General features: G+C 62.8%; 17 protein-coding genes and 2 tRNA genes. 11 read left to right on the plus strand and 8 right to left on the minus strand.

Annotation, left to right across the window (positions count from 1 at the left end; genetic code table 11):
* Positions 1 to 114: 114 nt before the first annotated feature.
* From SFA35_RS06195 to SFA35_RS06210, 4 genes are all read right to left on the minus strand, one after another.
* Positions 115 to 1,401, minus strand: a complete 1,287-nt coding sequence (locus tag SFA35_RS06195; protein WP_320576293.1) for a virulence factor family protein — start codon at positions 1,399 to 1,401, stop codon at positions 115 to 117.
* Positions 1,401 to 4,046 carry a bifunctional lysylphosphatidylglycerol flippase/synthetase MprF gene (mprF, locus tag SFA35_RS06200; protein WP_320576295.1) on the minus strand — a complete coding sequence of 882 codons (2,646 nt, stop codon included), beginning with the start codon at positions 4,044 to 4,046 and terminating at the stop codon, positions 1,401 to 1,403. Before mprF ends, SFA35_RS06195 begins: the two co-directional genes overlap by 1 nt.
* A 254-nt stretch (positions 4,047 to 4,300) precedes the next feature.
* Positions 4,301 to 4,377: transfer RNA gene (locus tag SFA35_RS06205), tRNA-Met, on the minus strand.
* 198 nt (positions 4,378 to 4,575) lie between these two features.
* Positions 4,576 to 4,652 (minus strand) — tRNA-Met (locus SFA35_RS06210).
* Positions 4,653 to 4,914: 262 nt separating this feature from the next.
* Between SFA35_RS06210 and dinB the strand changes: the two genes are divergently transcribed.
* Entirely contained in the window at positions 4,915 to 5,973 is a 1,059-nt protein-coding gene (gene dinB / locus SFA35_RS06215; protein WP_320576298.1) for a DNA polymerase IV, read from the plus strand.
* Between the two features lie 101 nt (positions 5,974 to 6,074).
* Here dinB and SFA35_RS06220 read toward each other — a convergent pair whose 3' ends face one another.
* From SFA35_RS06220 to SFA35_RS06230, 3 genes are all read right to left on the minus strand, one after another.
* Positions 6,075 to 7,790: a proline--tRNA ligase gene (locus tag SFA35_RS06220; protein ID WP_320576299.1), complete on the minus strand. Its 1,716-nt coding sequence runs from the start codon at positions 7,788 to 7,790 to the stop codon at positions 6,075 to 6,077.
* 220 nt (positions 7,791 to 8,010) lie between these two features.
* Positions 8,011 to 9,369 carry an OprD family porin gene (locus SFA35_RS06225; protein WP_320576301.1) on the minus strand — a complete coding sequence of 453 codons (1,359 nt, stop codon included), beginning with the start codon at positions 9,367 to 9,369 and terminating at the stop codon, positions 8,011 to 8,013.
* A complete protein-coding gene (locus SFA35_RS06230; protein WP_320576303.1) occupies positions 9,284 to 9,802 on the minus strand; it encodes a hypothetical protein in 519 nt (172 codons plus the stop codon). The genes SFA35_RS06225 and SFA35_RS06230 overlap by 86 nt, the downstream gene beginning before the upstream one ends.
* Positions 9,803 to 10,288: 486 nt before the next feature.
* On the opposite strand from SFA35_RS06230, the gene SFA35_RS06235 reads away from it, so the two are divergent.
* Positions 10,289 to 10,720, plus strand: coding sequence for an HIT domain-containing protein (locus SFA35_RS06235; protein WP_320576305.1), 432 nt, complete (start codon positions 10,289 to 10,291; stop codon positions 10,718 to 10,720).
* Positions 10,717 to 10,923 carry a SlyX family protein gene (locus SFA35_RS06240; RefSeq protein WP_320576308.1) on the plus strand — a complete coding sequence of 69 codons (207 nt, stop codon included), beginning with the start codon at positions 10,717 to 10,719 and terminating at the stop codon, positions 10,921 to 10,923. Before SFA35_RS06235 ends, SFA35_RS06240 begins: the two co-directional genes overlap by 4 nt.
* 67 nt (positions 10,924 to 10,990) lie before the next feature.
* Here the strand turns inward: SFA35_RS06240 and SFA35_RS06245 are convergent, their stop codons facing one another.
* Positions 10,991 to 11,599 (minus strand): cold-shock protein, encoded by a 609-nt coding sequence (locus SFA35_RS06245; RefSeq protein ID WP_320576310.1) that lies wholly within the window; start codon positions 11,597 to 11,599, stop codon positions 10,991 to 10,993.
* Positions 11,600 to 11,882: 283 nt separating this feature from the next.
* On the opposite strand from SFA35_RS06245, the gene SFA35_RS06250 reads away from it, so the two are divergent.
* The 8 genes from SFA35_RS06250 to ruvB all read left to right on the plus strand — a co-directional run bounded on the left by SFA35_RS06250 (position 11,883) and on the right by ruvB (position 18,414).
* The gene (locus SFA35_RS06250) at positions 11,883 to 12,356 is read left to right on the plus strand and encodes a Dps family protein (RefSeq protein WP_320576312.1); all 474 of its coding nucleotides are present in this window, start codon (positions 11,883 to 11,885) and stop codon (positions 12,354 to 12,356) included.
* Positions 12,357 to 12,674: 318 nt separating this feature from the next.
* The gene (locus SFA35_RS06255; protein ID WP_320578866.1) at positions 12,675 to 12,998 is read left to right on the plus strand and encodes a ribbon-helix-helix domain-containing protein; all 324 of its coding nucleotides are present in this window, start codon (positions 12,675 to 12,677) and stop codon (positions 12,996 to 12,998) included.
* Between the two features lie 129 nt (positions 12,999 to 13,127).
* Positions 13,128 to 13,349, plus strand: coding sequence for a zinc ribbon domain-containing protein (locus tag SFA35_RS06260; RefSeq protein WP_320576314.1), 222 nt, complete (start codon positions 13,128 to 13,130; stop codon positions 13,347 to 13,349).
* Positions 13,350 to 13,442: 93 nt separating this feature from the next.
* On the plus strand, positions 13,443 to 15,218 hold the full coding sequence (gene aspS, locus SFA35_RS06265; RefSeq protein WP_320576316.1) for an aspartate--tRNA ligase: 1,776 nt from the start codon (positions 13,443 to 13,445) through the stop codon (positions 15,216 to 15,218).
* A gap of 84 nt (positions 15,219 to 15,302) precedes the next feature.
* Complete coding sequence (locus SFA35_RS06270; RefSeq protein WP_320576319.1) at positions 15,303 to 16,049, plus strand: YebC/PmpR family DNA-binding transcriptional regulator; 747 nt, start codon at positions 15,303 to 15,305, stop codon at positions 16,047 to 16,049.
* A 132-nt stretch (positions 16,050 to 16,181) separates the two neighbouring features.
* Positions 16,182 to 16,706 carry a crossover junction endodeoxyribonuclease RuvC gene (ruvC, locus tag SFA35_RS06275; protein WP_320576321.1) on the plus strand — a complete coding sequence of 175 codons (525 nt, stop codon included), beginning with the start codon at positions 16,182 to 16,184 and terminating at the stop codon, positions 16,704 to 16,706.
* A gap of 52 nt (positions 16,707 to 16,758) precedes the next feature.
* Complete coding sequence (gene ruvA / locus SFA35_RS06280; RefSeq protein WP_320576323.1) at positions 16,759 to 17,367, plus strand: Holliday junction branch migration protein RuvA; 609 nt, start codon at positions 16,759 to 16,761, stop codon at positions 17,365 to 17,367.
* Complete coding sequence (gene ruvB, locus SFA35_RS06285; protein WP_320576325.1) at positions 17,368 to 18,414, plus strand: Holliday junction branch migration DNA helicase RuvB; 1,047 nt, start codon at positions 17,368 to 17,370, stop codon at positions 18,412 to 18,414.
* Positions 18,415 to 18,484 lie beyond the last annotated feature (70 nt).

Below are 18,484 nucleotides of genomic sequence, written 5' to 3' on the forward strand. Positions count from 1 at the left end.
TTGGATAAAGCGGCCGGGCGACCTTTGCCACACCGGATGGCACCTTCAGGCGGGCCGGCCCGGCGCGAAAGCAAAAAAAACCCCGCATCGGCGGGGCTTTTTATTGCAGGGGTATCAGCTCTTAGGCGTCCTGCCCTGGCGCTTCTCGATCGCGTCGATCAGGCGCTTGGCCAGGGCCGGATAGTTCTCGTCGAAGTGGTGGCCGCCAGGCAGCTGGACCATTTCCCCGACTGCGCCAGGCTCGGTGCAGCCGGTCTCGTCCTTTTCCTCGATGCCGTAGATGCACAGCACTTTCTCCGCCGGCAGTCTGGCTTCTTCCGGCCCGGTAGGCGCTTCCTTGCCTTCCTTGCCCAGCCAGCCTTCAACTTCGATCTCGAAGCTGCCGCTGCGGGCGAATGCCAGCAGGATCACCGCGTCCACGCGCTTTTTCTCGTCGGCAGGCAGGGCATTGTAGATCGCCGGCAGCACGTCGGCGCCGAACGAGAAACCGGTCAGCACGAAACGCTTGGTGCCCCACTTCTGCCGGTAATGCTGCATCAGCTCGGCCAGGTCGTTGGCGCTCTGCTCAGGGCTCTTGTGCTGCCAGTAGTAGCGCAGGGTGTCGATGCCGACCACCGGGTAGCCCAGCTTGGCCATTTCGCCGGCGACATCGCGGTCCAGGTCGCGCCAGCCGCCGTCACCGGAAAGGAACAGCGTCACAGTGTCGCTCGGCTGGCCGGCCGGTACTTCGATCACCGGCATGTTCGGCGCGTCGCTGTCGTCGTCCACCAGGTAGTGGCTGAGCTGGTTCTTCAGCACCTGCGGCAGGTGCACGTCGTAGTCGCTGATGCTGGTGTCGGCGTTGCTCTGGCCGCGCACGAACGCCGCGCTCGGGTCATCCGGGGCGTCGTTCCAGGCGGCGGTCCAGTGGCCGTGCTCGGCCTTCTGCGGCAGGGCGAGGGTGCAGCCCTTGGGGTCGATGTCGAACCCCACGGAAATCGCCCGTGCCTGGTCGTTGCTTTGTCCGGCCAGCCAGCGCCAGGCCAGGTTGGCCCCCGAGCCGATGCCGCCGACCAGGGTCGGTGCACCCTTGAGGTATTGCAGGCTGTCGTCAAAGGCCTTTTGTTGGGCCTGGCAGTCGCCGTCCGGGAGAATCACCTGGATGATCCTCGCGTTGGAATCCTGGCTCAGGCTGACCAGTTGCGAATTGTTCAGCGCCTGATCGGCCGGCACGGCCAGGGCGACCTGGGCTTCGTCCGGCTCGCCGGGGATCACCTGGGTCACGGCTGCACCATCGGCGGTCTTGAGTTGTTTCACGGCAGGTTGTGGGGCAGGGCGGTTGATCCACCAGTAGCCAATACCCGCTGCTACCAGCAGCACCACGAGTACGGCGACCAGCAATCGCCAGGAGCGTCGAATCATCAGCGTTTCACCAATCCAGTCAGGCCGCCCGCAATCAGGGCAGCGGTATCGGCCAGTGCCACCAGCGGGTCGAGACCTGCGGGCACGGCCATGTAACGGGGTTCCCAGTCAGGCTGGAATTTGTCTTTGAAGCGGCGCAAGCCCTGGAAGTTATACAGCTGTTCCCCACGGCGGAACACCATCGAGCCCAGGCGCTGGGTGAGCGGCGCGCCGCGCCGAGGCTGCAGCCCCGAGAGCGGCACCATGCCCAGGCTGAACCGCGCGTAGCTCTTGTTCTTATAATGTTGAATCAGGCCGACCATCATGAATTCCATGGTCAGTTTCGGCGCATCGGGGTGCGCACGCATCAGGTCAAGGCTGGCCAGTTCGCTGCTGTGGGTTTCCAGCAGGTTGGAAAAGGCCACTGGCTTGCCTTCGAAATGGACGATGGCAATGCGAAAGTGCGACAGGTACTCATCGCTGAAACGGCCAAGCGAGAAGCCTTTCTCGCGCACGTTCTTGCCGGTCAGCCAGGCATCGGAGATCACTCGCAGCTCTTCAAGCGGCGCCTGGCCAGGCTCGTACACCTCCAGCGAGAGGCCGTCGCGGGTGCCGCGGTTCCAGGTGTAGCGCAGGTCCTTCATCTCCTTGCCCTTGGCTTCGAGATCGAACTTGCGCAGGTCGACCCGCGCTTCCTCGCCCAGCTTGATCGCGGTCAGGCCGATGTCCATGTAGAACGGCAGGTTCTCCGCGCGCACCTGGTAGAACACCGGGCGAGCGTGATGGAAGTCGCAGAGGTCGCGGAACTGCCAGATCATCTCGGCGCGCTGCTGGGTCGGGCCGATGGGGTCGTACAGCGCCACCAGGCTGCGGCCACGGCGCGCGTACATCAGGAAGGCCTCGTCCTTGGGGTGGAACAGCAGCGCCTTGTCACCGGTCAGGGCCAGGCCACCGTCGGGTTGGTCCGAGGCCTGGAGGATCTTCGCGGCGCGCTGGATCTCATCGGCCGTGGGCAGGTGAATGGTCGGCCGCGCGGTGCGCAGCAACCAGGTCAGGGAAACGATCACCAGCACCACGGCGCTGCCCAGGGCGGCGCGCAGGCCGCGTGGAGCATCGGCGTCGAGGGTGAATTGCCACCACAGCTGGTTGCTATAGGGCACGTCCTGGTAGGCGAACAGCAGCAGCCAGATCGACGCGCCGACCACGCTGGCGCTGGCCAGCACATAGAACGGCGAGAACGGCAGCTCGAGCAGGCGGCTGGGGCGGTAGAAGGAGCGGCGGAAGATCGACAGCAGCGCGGCGGTCATCACCAGCAGCGAGGCTTCTTCCCAGTCGAAACCCTTGAGCAGCGAGAGCAGGGCGCCGGTCAGCAGCAGGATCATGGTCAGCATCCAGGCCGCCGACAGGCGCCGGCGCAGGCCTTGGGCCAACAGCAGGCAGAGCACGCCGATCAGGCTGGCGCCGAAGTGCGAGGCGTCGATCAGCCGGTGCGGCAGCAGAAAGCCCATGTGCTCCAGGCGGGTGTCGATCTCCGGGGTCGCCCCGGAGAACAACAGCACCACGCCGGAGAGAAACACCAGCACCGCCAGGATCGGCGCGGCCATCCCGGAGCCGACCCGTACTGACTGCTTGGCCAGCAGCCGCCGGCCTTCATTGATCAGCAAGGCGACGCAGGCCAGCAGCAGCGGCAGCATCACGTAGATCAGGCGGTATAGCAGCAGGGCAGCGGCCAGGGGCGCGGCGCCCAGGTCGTTGGCAAAGGCGGCCAGCAGGATGGCCTCGAACACGCCGACGCCCCCGGGTACGTGGCTGAGCACGCCGGCGGCCAGCGCCAGCAGATACACCAGCACGAAGGCGCCGAAGGGCGGTGCTTCGGGCAGCAGCAGGTAGAGCACAGTGGCGGCCGCCAGCACGTCGAGGGCGGTGATGACCAGCTGCAGCAGGGTCAGCTTCAGGCCGGGTAGGCGCAGGGTGCGCCGACCCACCTTGACCAACAGGTTGTGCGCGATCGGCTGCTCGGGCAGGCGCCGCCGATAGATGCCGGCACCCAGCGCCAGCGCCAGGGCCAGGATCGCCCCGGCCACCAGGCCCAGCAGCCACGGCGACAGGTGCAACGCCTCGGACGCGGCTGGCAGGTTGCTCAAGGTGGCCAGAGCGGCCAACGGGGGCAAGGCACAGCCCAGCGACAGGCTGGCGAACAGTGTCATGCGCGCCACTTCGCCGGCACCGATGCCTTCGCGCGAGTACAGACGGTAGCGCACCGAGCCGCCAGAGAGCATGGACAGACCGATGGCGTTGCCGATGGCGAACGCGGTGAAGCCGCCCAGCGCAAGGGTTTTAGGCTTGAGGTCTACCGAGGCATAGCGGCTGGCCGACCACTCGTAGCCCAGCAACACGATGAAGCCGAAGGCCGTGGCGGCGAAAGCGCCGAGCAGCGCGGAGTTCGGCGTGTCGGTGACCGAGTCGTGCAGCGCGTAGATGTCCAGCTCGCTGAGCAGGTGGTGGCAGGCCACCATGGCGATGCAGAACAGCAAGAGGGTGACGGCCAGCCCCAGGGGCTGCCGATATTTGCTGATCCATTCACCCAGGCGCGGGCGGGGGTGGATCGGGTCGGGAGCGGTTTCAGGCACCGCAGGGTCAAGGGTATTCGGCGAGTCGGGGCGCATCAATCACCTCTTGGATAATGCGCAACAGGATGAGGGTATCCAATCAAGTTACCAATCCTTACGAAGAAAATAATTCAGTACATATTAACCTGTAAGACAATTCTACAGGCCCGCTGCTTCAGCTATAGGGGAAGTTTCACGAGGCGTCCACCCATGGGTGGACCACATTTTTGCCGTTCAGTGCGACAGCCGCTGCAGCGCTTTTTCCTGCGCAAACAAAAAAGGCCACTCTTTCGAGTGGCCTTTTTCGATGTTGGTTGCGGGAGCCGGATTTGAACCGACGACCTTCGGGTTATGAGCCCGACGAGCTACCAGACTGCTCCATCCCGCGTCTGTGGGGGCGCATTCTACGGATAAAGCGGTGGGTGTCAAGCAAAGGTTTGGATTTGGTCTAAAATTGATGCCTCGCTGCCGATTGGCAGTCCACCTCTGCCGGACCAGGCTTGCTCGGGAACCGACCTCAACAGCCGATCAAAGAAACCAGCAGACACAAAAAAGGCCACTCTTTCGAGTAGCCTTCTTTGATGTTTGGTTGCGGGAGCCGGATTTGAACCGACGACCTTCGGGTTATGAGCCCGACGAGCTACCAGACTGCTCCATCCCGCGTCTGTGGGGCGGATTTTACAGCGTGACGCTGGGCTGTCAACCGCTAGTTTGCAGAAAACTCTTCGCGTTCAATCGCTTAGCGCCAGGGAAAAGCGCTGAGAGGCAGGCACGGCAAGGGCTGGCGGCCTATCGACTACGCTTTTTCGATTGAGAAAATAAATTCTGCAGCGCCGGGTTTCATGGATTCTCGTCGGCTACGCCTGCCGTTGGTCCGTGGTGGATGCGATAATGCGCATCTGTTTGTTTCCATGACTGGCGGTACATGACCCAGCGCAAGATCATCCACGTCGACTGCGACTGTTTCTACGCCGCCATCGAAATGCGCGACAACCCTAGCCTGGTCGGCAAGCCGCTGGCGGTGGGCGGCTCGGCCGAGCGGCGCGGGGTCATCGCCACCTGCAACTACGAGGCGCGGGCCTATGGCGTGCGCTCGGCCATGTCGTCCCGCCACGCGCTCAAGCTGTGCCCGGACCTGACCATCGTCAAGCCGCGCATGGACGCTTATAAGGAAGCGTCGCGGGAGATTCACACGATCTTTCGCGAATACACCGAGCAGATCGAGCCGCTGTCGCTGGACGAGGCCTACCTGGATGTATCCGACTGCGCGCATTTCTCCGGCAGCGCGACGCGCATCGCCCAGGACATCCGGCGCAAGGTTTCGCAACGTCTGCATATCACCGTCTCGGCGGGGGTGGCACCCAACAAGTTTCTCGCCAAGATCGCCAGCGACTGGCGCAAGCCCAACGGCCTGTTCGTGATTACGCCGGGCGAAGTGGAGGCCTTCGTAGCCGACCTGCCCGTGGCCAAGCTGCACGGTGTGGGCAAGGTCACTGCCGACAAGCTGGCGCGCCTGGGCATCGAGCATTGCCGGGAGCTGCGCGAGTGGAAGAAGCTGGCGCTGGTGCGCGAATTCGGCAGCTTTGGCGAGCGCCTGTGGAACCTGGCCCACGGCGTCGACGAACGCGCGGTGCAGAACGACAGCCGGCGCCAGTCCATCAGCGTGGAAAACACCTATGACGTCGACCTGCCGGACCTGGCCAGTTGCCTGGAGAAGCTGCCCGAGCTGATGGAAACCCTGGCCGGCCGGATGCAGCGCATCGACAGCAGCTACAAGCCGGGCAAGCCCTTCGTCAAAGTGAAATTCCACGACTTCACGCAGACCACCCTCGAACAGGCAGGGGCAGGGCGCGATCTGGCCAGTTATCAACAGCTGCTGAGCCAGGCGTTTTCCAGGGGAGGTAAGCCGGTGCGGCTGCTGGGGATTGGGGTCAGGCTGCTGGACCTGCGCGGCGCGCATGAGCAGTTGGAGTTGTTCGGCTGACAGGGAGGGGGGTGAGTGCAAGACGCGCGAGAGGGCACCAGGCCGGTTTCGCGCGCCGCACTTGCAGTGCAATGAGGCCAGTTGCCTGGCCTCGGTGGGGTTCAGCGACGCACGCGAGCCTGCAGGAAGGCCAGCACGTCGGCCACCGGCAGGGCCTGGGCCTCGCTTTCGGTGCGGCTCTTGTACTCCAGGTTGCCTTCGGCCAGGCCGCGGTCGCTGATCACGATGCGATGGGGGATGCCGATCAGCTCCATGTCGGCGAACTTGATCCCTGGGCTGGTCTTCTTGTCGCGATCGTCCAGCAGCACGTCGAAACCGGCGGCGGTGAGGTCGGCGTAGAGTTTGTCGGTGGCCTCGCGGACCGGCTCGGTTTCATAGCGCAGCGGCACCAGAGCGACCTGGAACGGCGCCAGGGTATCGCTCCAGATGATGCCGCCAGCGTCGTTGTTCTGCTCGATGGCGGCGGCCACCACGCGCGATACGCCGATACCGTAGCAGCCCATGGTCAGGGTCACCGGCTTGCCGTTTTCGCCCAGCACCTGGCACTTCATCGCTTCGCTGTACTTGGTGCCCAGCTGGAAGATATGGCCGACTTCGATGCCGCGTTTGATCAGCAAGGTGCCGTTGCCGTCCGGGCTTGGGTCACCGTCGACCACGTTGCGCAGGTCGGCGACTGGCGGCACGGGCAGGTCGCGCTCCCAGTTCACGCCGAAGTAGTGCTTGTCGTCGATGTTGGCGCCCACGCCGAAGTCGCTCATCAGTGCCACCGAGCGGTCGATGATGCACGGCAGCGGCAGGTTCAGCGGGCCCAGGGAGCCGGCACCGGCGCCGATGGCGGCGCGCAGTTCAGCTTCGCTGGCCATGACCAGTGGGCTGGCCACCTGGGGTTGGTTGGCTGCCTTGATTTCGTTGAGCTCGTGGTCGCCGCGGATGATCAGGGCGATCAGCTTGCCTTCTTCGGCCGCATGCACCACCAGGGTCTTGACCGTCTTCTCGATCGGCAGGCCGAAGTTTTCCACCAGCTGGGCGATGGTCTTGGCGTTGGGGGTGTCGACCAGGCGCAGCTCCTGGGTGGCGGCAGGGCGCGCGGTTTCCCGTGGGATGGCCTCGGCCTTTTCGATGTTGGCAGCGTAGTCGGAGCTGTCGCTGAACACGATGTCGTCTTCACCGGACTCGGCCAGCACGTGGAATTCGTGGGAGCCGGCGCCGCCGATCGAGCCGTTGTCGGCTTCCACCGGGCGGAACTTCAACCCCAGGCGGGTGAAGATGTTGCTGTACGCCAGGTGCATGCGGTCGTAGGTCTGCTGCAGCGAGGCCTGGTCGGCGTGGAAGGAGTAGGCGTCCTTCATGATGAATTCGCGGCCGCGCATCAGGCCGAAGCGCGGACGAATCTCGTCACGGAACTTGGTCTGGATCTGGTACATGTTGATCGGCAACTGTTTATAGCTGTTGAGCTCGTTGCGCGCGATGTCGGTGATCACTTCTTCGTGGGTCGGGCCGGCGCAGAACTCGCGATCATGGCGGTCCTTGAGGCGCAGCAGCTCTGGGCCGTACTGCTCCCAGCGGCCGGATTCCTGCCACAGTTCAGCGGGCTGGATGCCGGGCATCAGCACTTCGAGGGCGCCGGCGGCGTCCATCTCTTCACGGACGATGGCTTCGACCTTGCGCATGACCCGCAGACCCATCGGCAGCCAGGTGTAAAGGCCCGAGGCGAGCTTGCGGATCATGCCGGCGCGCAGCATGAGCTGGTGGCTGATGACGACCGCGTCGGAAGGGGTTTCTTTGAGCGTGGCGAGCAAATATTGACTGGTGCGCATGATAGGCCGTTGTCTGTCGCTGAATTTTATAGAAGCTGGGCATTGTACGGGGTGGTGACGGCGGGAGCAAAGCGGGGTGTGGCACTACTTGCAGGCAGGTTCAGGCGGTGGCGGCGGGCTGCGGATGTTTCTTCTCTATATATAGAAGAGCAAAAGCCCGGCATGAGCCGGGCTTTCGTGAAGCGTGCGATACCTTGCTGCGAGCTGGCGCTCGCCTCGATTACAGGATCGAGATTGGGTAGTCGACGATCAGGCGGAACTCTTTGGTGTCGCCGTCGGATTGAGCGGCGTCGGCGTAGTGGAACGCTTGACGAATACGGAACGACAGGTCCTTGGCAGGGCCCGACTGAACAACGTACTTGGCTTCCAGGTTGATTTCGTGGTGACGAACGTCGCTGGCGTTGTTGTGCGAGTCGATACCTACGCCGTCTGCGTCCCGTGCGTAGTAAGCACTGTCAGCCGACACTTTGGTGTAGTCGATGTCCCAACCGTAGATGTAACGGCTCATGAAGCTCAAGCCAGGCACGCCGTAGGAGGCCATGTTCAGGTCATAGCGAGCCTGGACCGATTTTTCGCCCGGACCGTTGAAGTCGGAGTACTGGATGGAGTTGGCCAGGAAGATCGAGTCGCCGCCGCGGTTGTTGTCACCCACGCCGATGTAGTCGAAAGGCGAGTTGCCGTTGACTTTCTGGAAGGCCAGGGTCACGGTGTGAGCGGTCAGGAAGGAGTACGCTGCCGACAACGAGTAGGTGTTGTTGGTGATATCGCCTGCTTTGGCATCACCCGAATCGCGGGTGTTGTAGTAGTTCAGGTCGAAGGTCAGCGACTGAGTATCGCTCAGCGGCAAGGCGTAGTTCAGGTTGCCGTAGTACTGGTTGTACACGTCTTCCAGTTTCAGGCCATATACCGAAGCCGACAGGGCGTCGTTGATCTGATACTTGCCACCGGCATAGGTAGCGGACTTGGCCGATACGCCGGCGTAAGTTGCCCAGATTTCGCCATCGCGGTTGGTTTGCGATTCGCTGGTGGCCGAAGTGAAGCGACCGGCTTCCAGGTCCAGGCCCTTGATTTCGCTGCTCTGGATGGTGGCACCGGTAGCGGTCTGTGGCACCAGGCGCGAGCCGCCTACAGCAAACACCGGCGAGGTGGTTGGCTGCTGGTCACCGATTTTCAGCTCGGTTTTCGAGAAGCGGATTTTCAGAGCGGCGCCGGCTTTGCCGAAGCTGTCCGATGGATCGCCGTCGTTGCCCACTACGGTGTTGTTGGTACCGGTGGTGCCTTTGCCGCCATCCAGTTTCACGCCCAGGTAGCCGAATGCGTCAACGCCAAAGCCTACGGTGCCTTGGGTGAAGCCAGAGCTGAATACGCCCTGGAAGCCTTGAGTCCAGTCGATGGCATCATGGCTGCCGTTCTTGTTGTCACGGTTGAAATAATAGTTACGCAGCAACACGTTCAGGGTGCTGTCTTCCACAAAACCCTTGGCGTCTGCCTGGTCACTGACGAAGGCTGCTGCCGAGGCCAGTTGGGTGCTGGCGGCGGTGACTGCCAGTGCGATTGCGCTCCACTTCATCACTTTCATCGTGACTTGCTCCTTTGGTTTTTAGGAAGAGTACTGCCAGCCCACCTGGTTTTTTATCTGGGCCAGCTCTTTCTTTTTTTGCCGATCCGGCCAGGCCGTCCCGACGGGTTCGTTGATTCGTTCCAGCCCGGTTAGAGGCGGTGTCGCCTTGCATCGCATCCTTGTGGCCGAAGCGCGTGCCCTTGTCTGAAGCCTTTGCAAAAGGCTGTTCCCCCGAGGGCTCGCAACCTGGATCAAGTTCCAGGTTTTTGCTTCTACACACTCCAGCAAACTTGCTCGCATCCGTCCTGCCCGTGTCGGCCAGGTCGTCTATACGAGTGATATAGCAACAAGCGTGCACAAAGGTGACATCTTCTAACAAATTTTTCACAACTTTTTCTGCGCTGTGGTGGAACCCCCCGAAAACACTGGGGTCTCCCCGGTTTTCAGGCATTTGCTAGCAATCTTCTGTTACCTCGCCACGCTTAACCTGGCAGTCAGGTTGTTACCGCTTAAGTCCGAAAGTGGGAAGGCGGCTTCCCACTTTGCGCACTGAGTTCAGCCGTTATGGCTCTTTTTGGTGCGAAAAGTAGCGCTGAGGATTTTGATGCTAGCCGATGGCGAAACTTTCGCAAAGCAATCGGATAGACGGAATTTCTCGGCGTGGAAGGCATTTAGGCATATGTCCTCGTGTGAAATATCGGCTTTGATCGGCGCCCTGCAGGCCTATAGTGAACTTATGCTCGCTAATGGTGCGGCTGGCACCAAAGCGCGCCAGGCGGTTCAACGCGGTATAGACCGCTGCCTTGCGCCGGGGCAGGGCAGCCCGATTCATTAATCCATGCCATTTAAGGGTGCATTTGCCGAGCGGGATGATTGCACCCCTGATCGCCTGTATCCTGTGGCGATTCCCTGAATTGCCCCTCCCGGAGACTTGACGGTGTTCAATCTGGACCCACGGCTGCAACAAGACACTCATCATCTGGGCGACCTGCCGCTCAGCCGCGTACTGCTCAGCAACGACGCGCAGTACCCTTGGTTCATCCTGGTGCCGCGGCGTGACCAAGTGAGCGAGTTGTTCGACCTCGATGAACAGGACCGCCGACAGCTGTGGCGCGAAACGGAGCTGCTCGCTCAGCGCCTGAGCACCGCCTTTGGCGCCGACAAGATCAACGTCGCGACCCTGGGCAACGTGGTCGCCCAGCTGCACATGCATGTCATCGTGCGTTATCGCAACGATGCCGCCTGGCCCGCGCCGGTGTGGGGCAAGCATCCCGCGCAGTCTTACAGCGCCGAACAGCTCGCCGACCTGCGGCACAGGTTCAATACACTAATGGCTGAAGATTGCAGTTATGTTGAGGCGCAAGCATGAGCCTCGAAGAACGCGTCAACGATCTGGAGAGCCGCCTGGCGTTTCAGGACGACACTATTCAAGCGCTCAACGACGTGCTGGTGCAGCAGCGCAATGTGGTCGACCGCCTGCAGCAGCAGATGGCTGCGCTGCTCAAGCGCCATGAAGAGTTGGTGGGGCAGTTCGAGTCCGTGGAAGAAGAAGCGCCACCGCCGCACTATTGAAATGCTGGGCCCTGAAAAAACAAAACCGCGAAGCCTGTTCGCGGTTTTGTTTTTTGCGCCGGCGCTGTCAGCGACGCGGTGAGGCCGCGATGACGTCTTCGGCCTGCAGGCCCTTGTCGCGGTTCATCACCGAGAACTCCACGCGCTGGCCTTCGACCAGCACCCGGTGGCCTTCGCCACGGATGGCGCGAAAGTGCACGAAGATATCGTCGCCCGAGTCGCGGGAGATGAAACCAAAGCCCTTGGAGGTGTTGAACCACTTCACTGTGCCGGTATCGCGGTTGCTCATGTCGTAGTTGCCAGCCGGGGCCGCAGCGGCCTTGGACACGCGGTAGAAGCTCACGCCCAGGTGCAGTGCCACGGCGATCATGGCGCTGGCCAGGCTGAACAGGATGGCCGGTTGGCTGCCGATCATCGGCAGGGGTGCCAGCAGGGCGATGGTCTGCAGGACCACGGCGAGGACCAGCAGGGCGCTGGAGAGGATCTGCAGTTGATGGCGGCTGCCGCGGTGCCAGTAGGGCACGACCGGGGCGATCAGCAGGTTGAGCAGGCCGAAGAACGCCAGGTAGACAGCATCGGGTTGTTCCAGGTAGGGGAGCGCGTCGGCGCGCAGGTTCGGTATGAAAGACAACAGCAAGGCTGCTGCGCCCGTTACGAGGTGAACGATTTTCAACATTTTGAGTGACTCACTTTAAGACGGACAGCTTGAGGAAGAGCTGCCATGGCGCGGTTCGCCGAGAAACGGAAGCGGCGCTGATCACGTGCCAGGACAAGCCTATGCACCGAGCTCGATAGAAAGCATGCGGCGGCACCCGACCAATTTAACAGCAAAGCTTGGGGCTCTCAAATCAAGCGCTTAGAGCCAAGTGCAGGGCTCTGGCAAGGGCTGCGCGCGAGGCCCGGTCTTGCTAGAGTAAATGTCCATTTATCGATATGTTTCAAAATGAAAGGGGAATGGCATGGCAATTGATATCGGTATCAGTGAGGCGGATCGCAAGTCCATCGTCGATGGCCTGTCGCATCTGCTCGCCGACACTTACGTTCTTTATCTCAAAACCCACAACTTTCACTGGAATGTGACCGGCCCGGCCTTCCGTACCCTGCACCTGATGTTCGAGGAGCAGTACAACGAGCTGGCCCTGGCGGTGGACTCCATCGCCGAGCGTATTCGCGCTCTGGGTTTCCCGGCGCCGGGTACCTACACCACCTATGCGCGCCTGTCTGCAATCAAGGAAGAGGAAGGCGTGCCGCCGGCCAACGACATGATCAAGCAATTGGTCGAGGGCCAGGAGGCGGTGGTGCGCACGGCCCGCAGCCTTTTCCCGCTGCTGGACAAGGTCAGCGACGAGCCGACCGCCGACCTGCTGACCCAGCGCATGCAGATCCACGAGAAAACGGCGTGGATGCTGCGCTCGCTGCTGGAAAACCAATAACCGAAGCGCCTTGAGCGCGGCACACCAGGCCCAAATGTTTGCAAGACATTTGGGCCTTTTTTGTGGCGCTGGCCGGGCGGCGTCGCTGGCCAGAGCCTGTGGGCAAATGGTCAGTCTGAAGGGTTTCCGCAGGCGCCGGGCGCAGCGCCGGAACCGGTTACAAATGCCCCGCTGCAGGCCGCTTGGCGGTGGTTTTAAATGGTTTTGTCGCCGGAATCGAGGCAGTCGTCTACTTCGCAGGGTGCGCAAGTACTGTCCGATCCGCTCAGTTCAAGGAACCGAACCATGCTCAGCTCATCCGAAGCCATCGCCCCCGTCATGACCTGCACCCGAAGCCGCCCGTCAGGCGCCCATTGTGACCAGCCCGGCATCGACCCGTTCGAAAAGCAGTTCAACATGCACCTGGCCCAGCCCCTGTCGCGCTCGGTCCGCCTCAACGGCTTCGCCACCTGCCTGCGGCTGGAGGAGATCTACTGGAAGATTCTCGAGCGCATTGCCCGGTCCAACGGCTGCTCGGTCAATGCCGTGCTCTCGCACATCGACCGTCAGGTGCACTTGCGCTTTGGCGGGGTGCGCAACTTCAGCGGCCTGGTGCGAGTGGTATGCGTGGTGCATTTACTCGAATACCCGGTCGGTTCCTGAAGTCGCCGTGCTGCACAGCCTTGATTAACCGGATATAATCTCGCTCTTTGTTGCTCGGCGCCGTGGGCGCTGACTCTTCGTTGCTGGTTATTGCGCGCCGTCGGCGCTGCGGTTATCGAGATTTTTTCCATGCCCATGTACGACTATCAATGCCAATCCTGCGGTCATCAGCTGGAGGCGATCCAGAAGATCAGTGCGCCGCCCTTGACCGACTGCCCGGCATGCCAGGCCCCGGCCCTGAAGAAAATGCTGTCGATGCCCGGCTTTCGCCTGAGTGGCAGCGGCTGGTATGAAACCGACTTCAAGACCGGGGCTAAAAAGAACCTGGCCGGCGGCGACAAGCCCGACTGATTGATCTGCACCCGCTGGATCCAGCACTATGTGGCCCATTCGAGGCCTGCTGGGCCTCTCCCGAACACCGAATTGCGAGAAGAAACCACCATCATGATGCGCAGCCATTATTGCGGCCAACTGAACGAGAGCCTGGAAGGTCAGGAAATTTCCCTATGCGGCTGGGTCCACCGTCGTCGGGACCATGGCGGGGTGATTTTCCTCGATATCCGTGACCGTGAGGGCATGGCGCAGGTGGTCTTCGACCCGGATCGCGCGCAGAGCTTTGCCGCCGCCGACCGAGTGCGCAGCGAATATGTGGTTCGAGTCACCGGCAAGGTGCGTGCGCGCCCGGCCGGCGCGGTCAACCCGAACATGGCATCCGGTGCCATCGAAGTGCTGGGCTACGAGCTCGAAGTGCTGAACGAAGCGGAAACCCCGCCGTTCCCGCTCAACGAGTTCTCCGACGTCGGCGAAGAGACCCGCCTGCGGTATCGCTTCATCGACCTGCGCCGTCCGGAGATGGCCGAGAAGCTGCGCCTGCGTTCGCGCATCACCACCAGCATCCGTGGCTACCTTGACCAGAACGGCTTCCTCGACGTCGAGACGCCGATCCTCACCCGCGCCACCCCCGAGGGCGCCCGTGACTACCTGGTACCGAGCCGCACCCACCCCGGCAGCTTCTTCGCCCTGCCGCAATCGCCTCAGCTGTTCAAGCAGTTGCTGATGGTCGCCGGCTTCGATCGCTACTACCAGATCGCCAAGTGCTTCCGTGACGAAGACCTGCGTGCCGACCGTCAGCCGGAATTCACCCAGATCGACATCGAGACCAGCTTTCTGGACGAGAGCGAGATCATCGCCATCACCGAGAAGATGGTGCGCCAGCTGTTCAAGGAAGTGCTCGACGTCGAGTTCGATGCCTTCCCGCACATGACTTTCGCAGAAGCCATGCGCCGCTTCGGTTCCGACAAGCCCGACCTGCGCAACCCGCTGGAGCTGGTGGACGTCGCCGACCAGCTCAAGGAAGTCGACTTCAAGGTGTTCAGTGGCCCGGCCAACGATCCCAAGGCCCGCGTTGCCGCGCTGCGCGTACCTGGCGGGGCGAGCATGCCGCGCAGCAAGATCGACGACTACACCAAGTTCGTCGGCATCTACGGTGCCCGTGGCCTGGCTTACATCAAGGTCAACGAGCGCGCCAAGGGTGTTGAAGGCCTGCAGTCGCCGATCGTCAAGAACATCCCCGAGGCCAACCTCAACGTCATCCTTGATCGCGTCGGCGCGGTCGACGGCGACATCGTCTTCTTCGGGGCCGACAAGGCCAAGATCGTCAGCGAAGCGCTGGGTGCCCTGCGCATCAAGCTGGGCCACGACCTCGACCTGCTGACCTGCGAGTGGGCACCGATGTGGGTGGTCGACTTCCCGATGTTCGAAGAGAACGACGACGGCAGCTTCTCGGCCCTGCATCACCCGTTCACGGCACCCAAGTGCAGCCCGGCCGAGCTGGAAGCCAACCCGGCGACCGCGCTGTCGCGTGCCTACGACATGGTGCTCAACGGCACCGAACTGGGGGGCGGGTCGATCCGTATCCACCGCAAGGAAATGCAACAAGCCGTGTTCCGCCTGCTGGGCATCCAGGAAGCCGAGCAGGAAGAGAAGTTCGGCTTCCTCCTCGACGCGCTCAAGTACGGTGCTCCGCCCCACGGCGGCCTGGCATTCGGCCTTGACCGCTTGGTGATGCTGATGACCGGCGCGCAATCGATTCGTGAAGTCATCGCCTTCCCGAAAACCCAGAGCGCCGCCGACGTCATGACCCAGGCACCGGGTGTAGTCGATGCCAAGGCGCTGCGCGAGCTGCACATCCGTCTGCGCGAGACGCCGAAGGCGGAGTAAGGCGGGTGAGGGGCACGGCTGGCCGCTGCCCCTTTCGCAGGACCGCAAGCAGGTTTTTGAACAAAGAGAATTCTGGAGCAATAAATGGCTGGTCATTCCAAGTGGGCGAACATCAAGCACCGCAAAGAGCGTCAGGACGCCAAGCGGGGCAAGATCTTTACCAAGTGGATTCGTGAGCTGACCGTTGCCGCCCGCGCCGGTGGTGGCGATCCGGGTTCAAACCCGCGCCTGCGCCTGGCGCTGGACAAGGCCCTGGGTGCCAACATGAGCCGCGATATCATCGACCGCGCCGTGGCCCGTGGCACGGGCGCGGCCGGCAGCGACGACGTCGAGGAACTCAGCTACGAAGGCTACGGCCCGGGGGGCGTCGCGGTCATGGTCGAGTGCATGACCGACAACCGCAACCGCACCGCCGCCGCCGTGCGCCACGCCTTCAGCAAGTGCGGTGGCAACCTGGGCACTGACGGTTCTGTGGCTTATCTGTTCGACCGCAAGGGCCAGATCAGCTTCGCCGCTGGAGTCGACGAAGACGCCTTGATGGAGGCGGCCATGGAGGCCGACGCCGACGACGTGGTGGCCAACGCCGATGGTTCATTCGACGTGTTCACCTCGTTCGCCGGTTTCTATGGTGTGCGCAACGCCCTGGAAGCTGCCGGTTACCCGGCGGCCGACGCCGAGATCGTCATGGTCCCGACCACCAGTGCCGAGCTCGACCTGGAGGGCGCGGAGAAGGTCCTCAAGCTGATCGACATGCTCGAAGACCTCGACGATGTGCAGAACGTCTACTCCAATGCCGAAATCCCCGACGAGGTCATGGCCCAGCTCGGCTGAGCCATTGCCCGGGCGACCAGCCCTCGAACTTGAAGCCGGAGTCGCCAGGCCGCGGGAAATACGCGACCATGCGGCTCCGGCTTCTGCCATCCGGCGCCTGGCGCCCGGAGTCACCCTCATGCTGCAGGCTTTATGACGTTAATTCTTGGCATCGACCCCGGTTCGCGCATCACCGGTTATGGCATCGTGCGTGACCTGGGGCGCGGCTGCGAATATGTGGCCTCCGGTTGCATCCGCACCGGTAGCGGGTTGTTACAGGAGCGCCTGCAAATTGTCTTTCGCGGCGTGCGTGAAGTGATTCAGACTCATGGACCGGTCACCATGGGCATCGAAAAGGTGTTCATGGCGCGCAATGCCGACTCCGCGCTCAAGCTCGGGCAGGCCCGCGGTGCGGCCATCGTCGCCGCCGTGGAGGAGGGCCTGGAGATCGCCGAGTACAGCGCTACTCAGGTCAAGCAGGCCATTGCCGGCACGGGTGGGGCCAACAAGGAGCAGGTGCAGATGATGGTCATGCACCTGCTCAAGCTGACCCAGAAGCCGCAGATAGACGCCTCGGACGCCCTGGCCATCGCCCTGTGCCATGCCCACACCCGCTCCAGCCTGATACCTCACGGGCTGACGGGGGCGCGCAGCCGCGGCGGCAGGTTGCGCCTGTGATGGCGCAACAGCTGGGCAATTCACGCACACGCAATGATTCGGGAAGCACACAGTGATTGGACGTTTGCGCGGCACCCTGGCGGAGAAGCAACCGCCGCATCTCATTCTGGACGTCAACGGCCTGGGCTACGAGCTCGAAGTGCCGATGAGCACCCTGTACCGCCTGCCGGCGCTGGGCGAGGCGGTGACCTTGCACACCCATCTGGTGGTGCGCGAGGACGCGCAGCTGCTGTATGGCTTCTACGAGCGGCGCGAGCGCGAACTGTTTCGCGAGCTGATCCGCCTCAATGGCGTCGGCCCCAAGCTGGCGCTGGCCTTGATGTCGGGCCTGGATGTAGATGAATTGGTGCGTTGCGTTCAGGCTCAAGACACCTCGGCACTGGTAAAGATACCCGGTGTCGGCAAAAAGACCGCCGAGCGCCTGCTGGTCGAGCTCAAGGACCGCTTCAAGGCCTGGGAGACCGTGCCCAGCCTGTTCCAGCTGGTGCCCAGCGGCCCGCAGGGGCCGGCGCCGGTCAATACTGCCGAAACCGACGCCGTCAGTGCGCTCATCTCGTTGGGCTACAAGCCTCAGGAGGCCAGCCGCGCGGTGGCGGCCATCGACGCCAAGGGGCTGACCAGCGAAGAGCTGATCCGCCGCTCATTGAAAGGAATGATCTAAATGATCGAAGCCGACCGTCTGATCACCGCCACCGGGCGCGACCGCGAAGAGGTCCAGGATCGCGCCATCCGCCCGTTGAGCCTGGCCGAGTACATCGGTCAGCCAACTGTGCGCGAGCAGATGGAGCTGTTCATCCAGGCCGCGCGCGGGCGCAACGAATCGCTCGACCACACCTTGATCTTCGGCCCGCCGGGCCTGGGCAAGACCACCCTGGCCAATATCATCGCCCAGGAAATGGGCGTGTCGATCAAGAGCACCTCGGGCCCGGTGCTGGAGCGCCCGGGGGACCTGGCGGCGCTGCTGACCAACCTCGAGCCGCACGATGTGCTGTTCATCGATGAAATCCATCGTCTCTCGCCGATCGTCGAGGAAGTGCTGTATCCGGCCATGGAGGACTTCCAGCTCGACATCATGATCGGCGAAGGCCCGGCCGCACGCTCGATCAAGCTCGACCTGCCGCCGTTCACCCTGGTCGGCGCCACAACCCGGGCCGGCATGCTCACCAACCCGTTGCGCGACCGCTTCGGGATCGTCCAGCGCCTGGAGTTCTACAGCACCCCGGACCTGGCCACCATCGTCAGCCGCTCGGCGAGCATTCTCGGCCTGCAGATCGAAGACCAGGGCGCTTTCGAGATCGCGCGCCGGGCCCGTGGCACCCCGCGTATCGCCAACCGGCTGTTGCGCCGCGTCCGCGATTTCGCCCAGGTCCGGGCCCAGGGCCACATCACCAAGGCCATCGCCGACCTGGCGCTGAACATGCTCGACGTCGACGAACGCGGCTTCGACCACCAGGACCGCCGCCTGCTGCTGACCATGATCGAGAAGTTCGACGGCGGCCCGGTGGGGGTCGACAGCCTGGCCGCCGCGATCAGTGAAGAGCGCCATACCATCGAAGATGTGCTGGAGCCCTACCTGATCCAGCAGGGCTATATCATGCGCACCCCGCGCGGGCGTGTGGTGACCCGCCATGCCTACCTGCATTTCGGCTTGAACATTCCCAATCGCCTGGGCGAGATGCCAGTCACGGACGAGCCCGATGAGCTGTAACGCGAGTGATCGAATGAACGTTTCGGCTGTCTCAGGGCTGTTGCCGGAGATATTCGTCTGCAACGCCAGC

The sequence above is a fragment of the Pseudomonas sp. HR96 genome (assembly GCF_034059295.1).
Lineage (GTDB): Bacteria > Pseudomonadota > Gammaproteobacteria > Pseudomonadales > Pseudomonadaceae > Aquipseudomonas.

Coding starts and splice junctions, on each gene's coding strand:
- SFA35_RS06245 (WP_320576310.1), bottom strand. CDS start 11,599: ATGTTGAAAATCGTTCACCTCGTAACGGGCGCAGCAGCCTTGCTGTTG.
- mprF (WP_320576295.1), bottom strand. CDS start 4,046: ATGCGCCCCGACTCGCCGAATACCCTTGACCCTGCGGTGCCTGAAACC.
- ruvC (WP_320576321.1), top strand. CDS start 16,182: ATGACGTTAATTCTTGGCATCGACCCCGGTTCGCGCATCACCGGTTAT.
- SFA35_RS06250 (WP_320576312.1), top strand. CDS start 11,883: ATGGCAATTGATATCGGTATCAGTGAGGCGGATCGCAAGTCCATCGTC.
- SFA35_RS06255 (WP_320578866.1), top strand. CDS start 12,675: ATGACCTGCACCCGAAGCCGCCCGTCAGGCGCCCATTGTGACCAGCCC.
- SFA35_RS06220 (WP_320576299.1), bottom strand. CDS start 7,790: ATGCGCACCAGTCAATATTTGCTCGCCACGCTCAAAGAAACCCCTTCC.
- dinB (WP_320576298.1), top strand. CDS start 4,915: ATGACCCAGCGCAAGATCATCCACGTCGACTGCGACTGTTTCTACGCC.
- SFA35_RS06270 (WP_320576319.1), top strand. CDS start 15,303: ATGGCTGGTCATTCCAAGTGGGCGAACATCAAGCACCGCAAAGAGCGT.
- SFA35_RS06240 (WP_320576308.1), top strand. CDS start 10,717: ATGAGCCTCGAAGAACGCGTCAACGATCTGGAGAGCCGCCTGGCGTTT.
- SFA35_RS06260 (WP_320576314.1), top strand. CDS start 13,128: ATGCCCATGTACGACTATCAATGCCAATCCTGCGGTCATCAGCTGGAG.
- SFA35_RS06230 (WP_320576303.1), bottom strand. CDS start 9,802: ATGCCTGAAAACCGGGGAGACCCCAGTGTTTTCGGGGGGTTCCACCAC.
- ruvB (WP_320576325.1), top strand. CDS start 17,368: ATGATCGAAGCCGACCGTCTGATCACCGCCACCGGGCGCGACCGCGAA.
- SFA35_RS06225 (WP_320576301.1), bottom strand. CDS start 9,369: ATGAAAGTGATGAAGTGGAGCGCAATCGCACTGGCAGTCACCGCCGCC.
- aspS (WP_320576316.1), top strand. CDS start 13,443: ATGATGCGCAGCCATTATTGCGGCCAACTGAACGAGAGCCTGGAAGGT.
- SFA35_RS06195 (WP_320576293.1), bottom strand. CDS start 1,401: ATGATTCGACGCTCCTGGCGATTGCTGGTCGCCGTACTCGTGGTGCTG.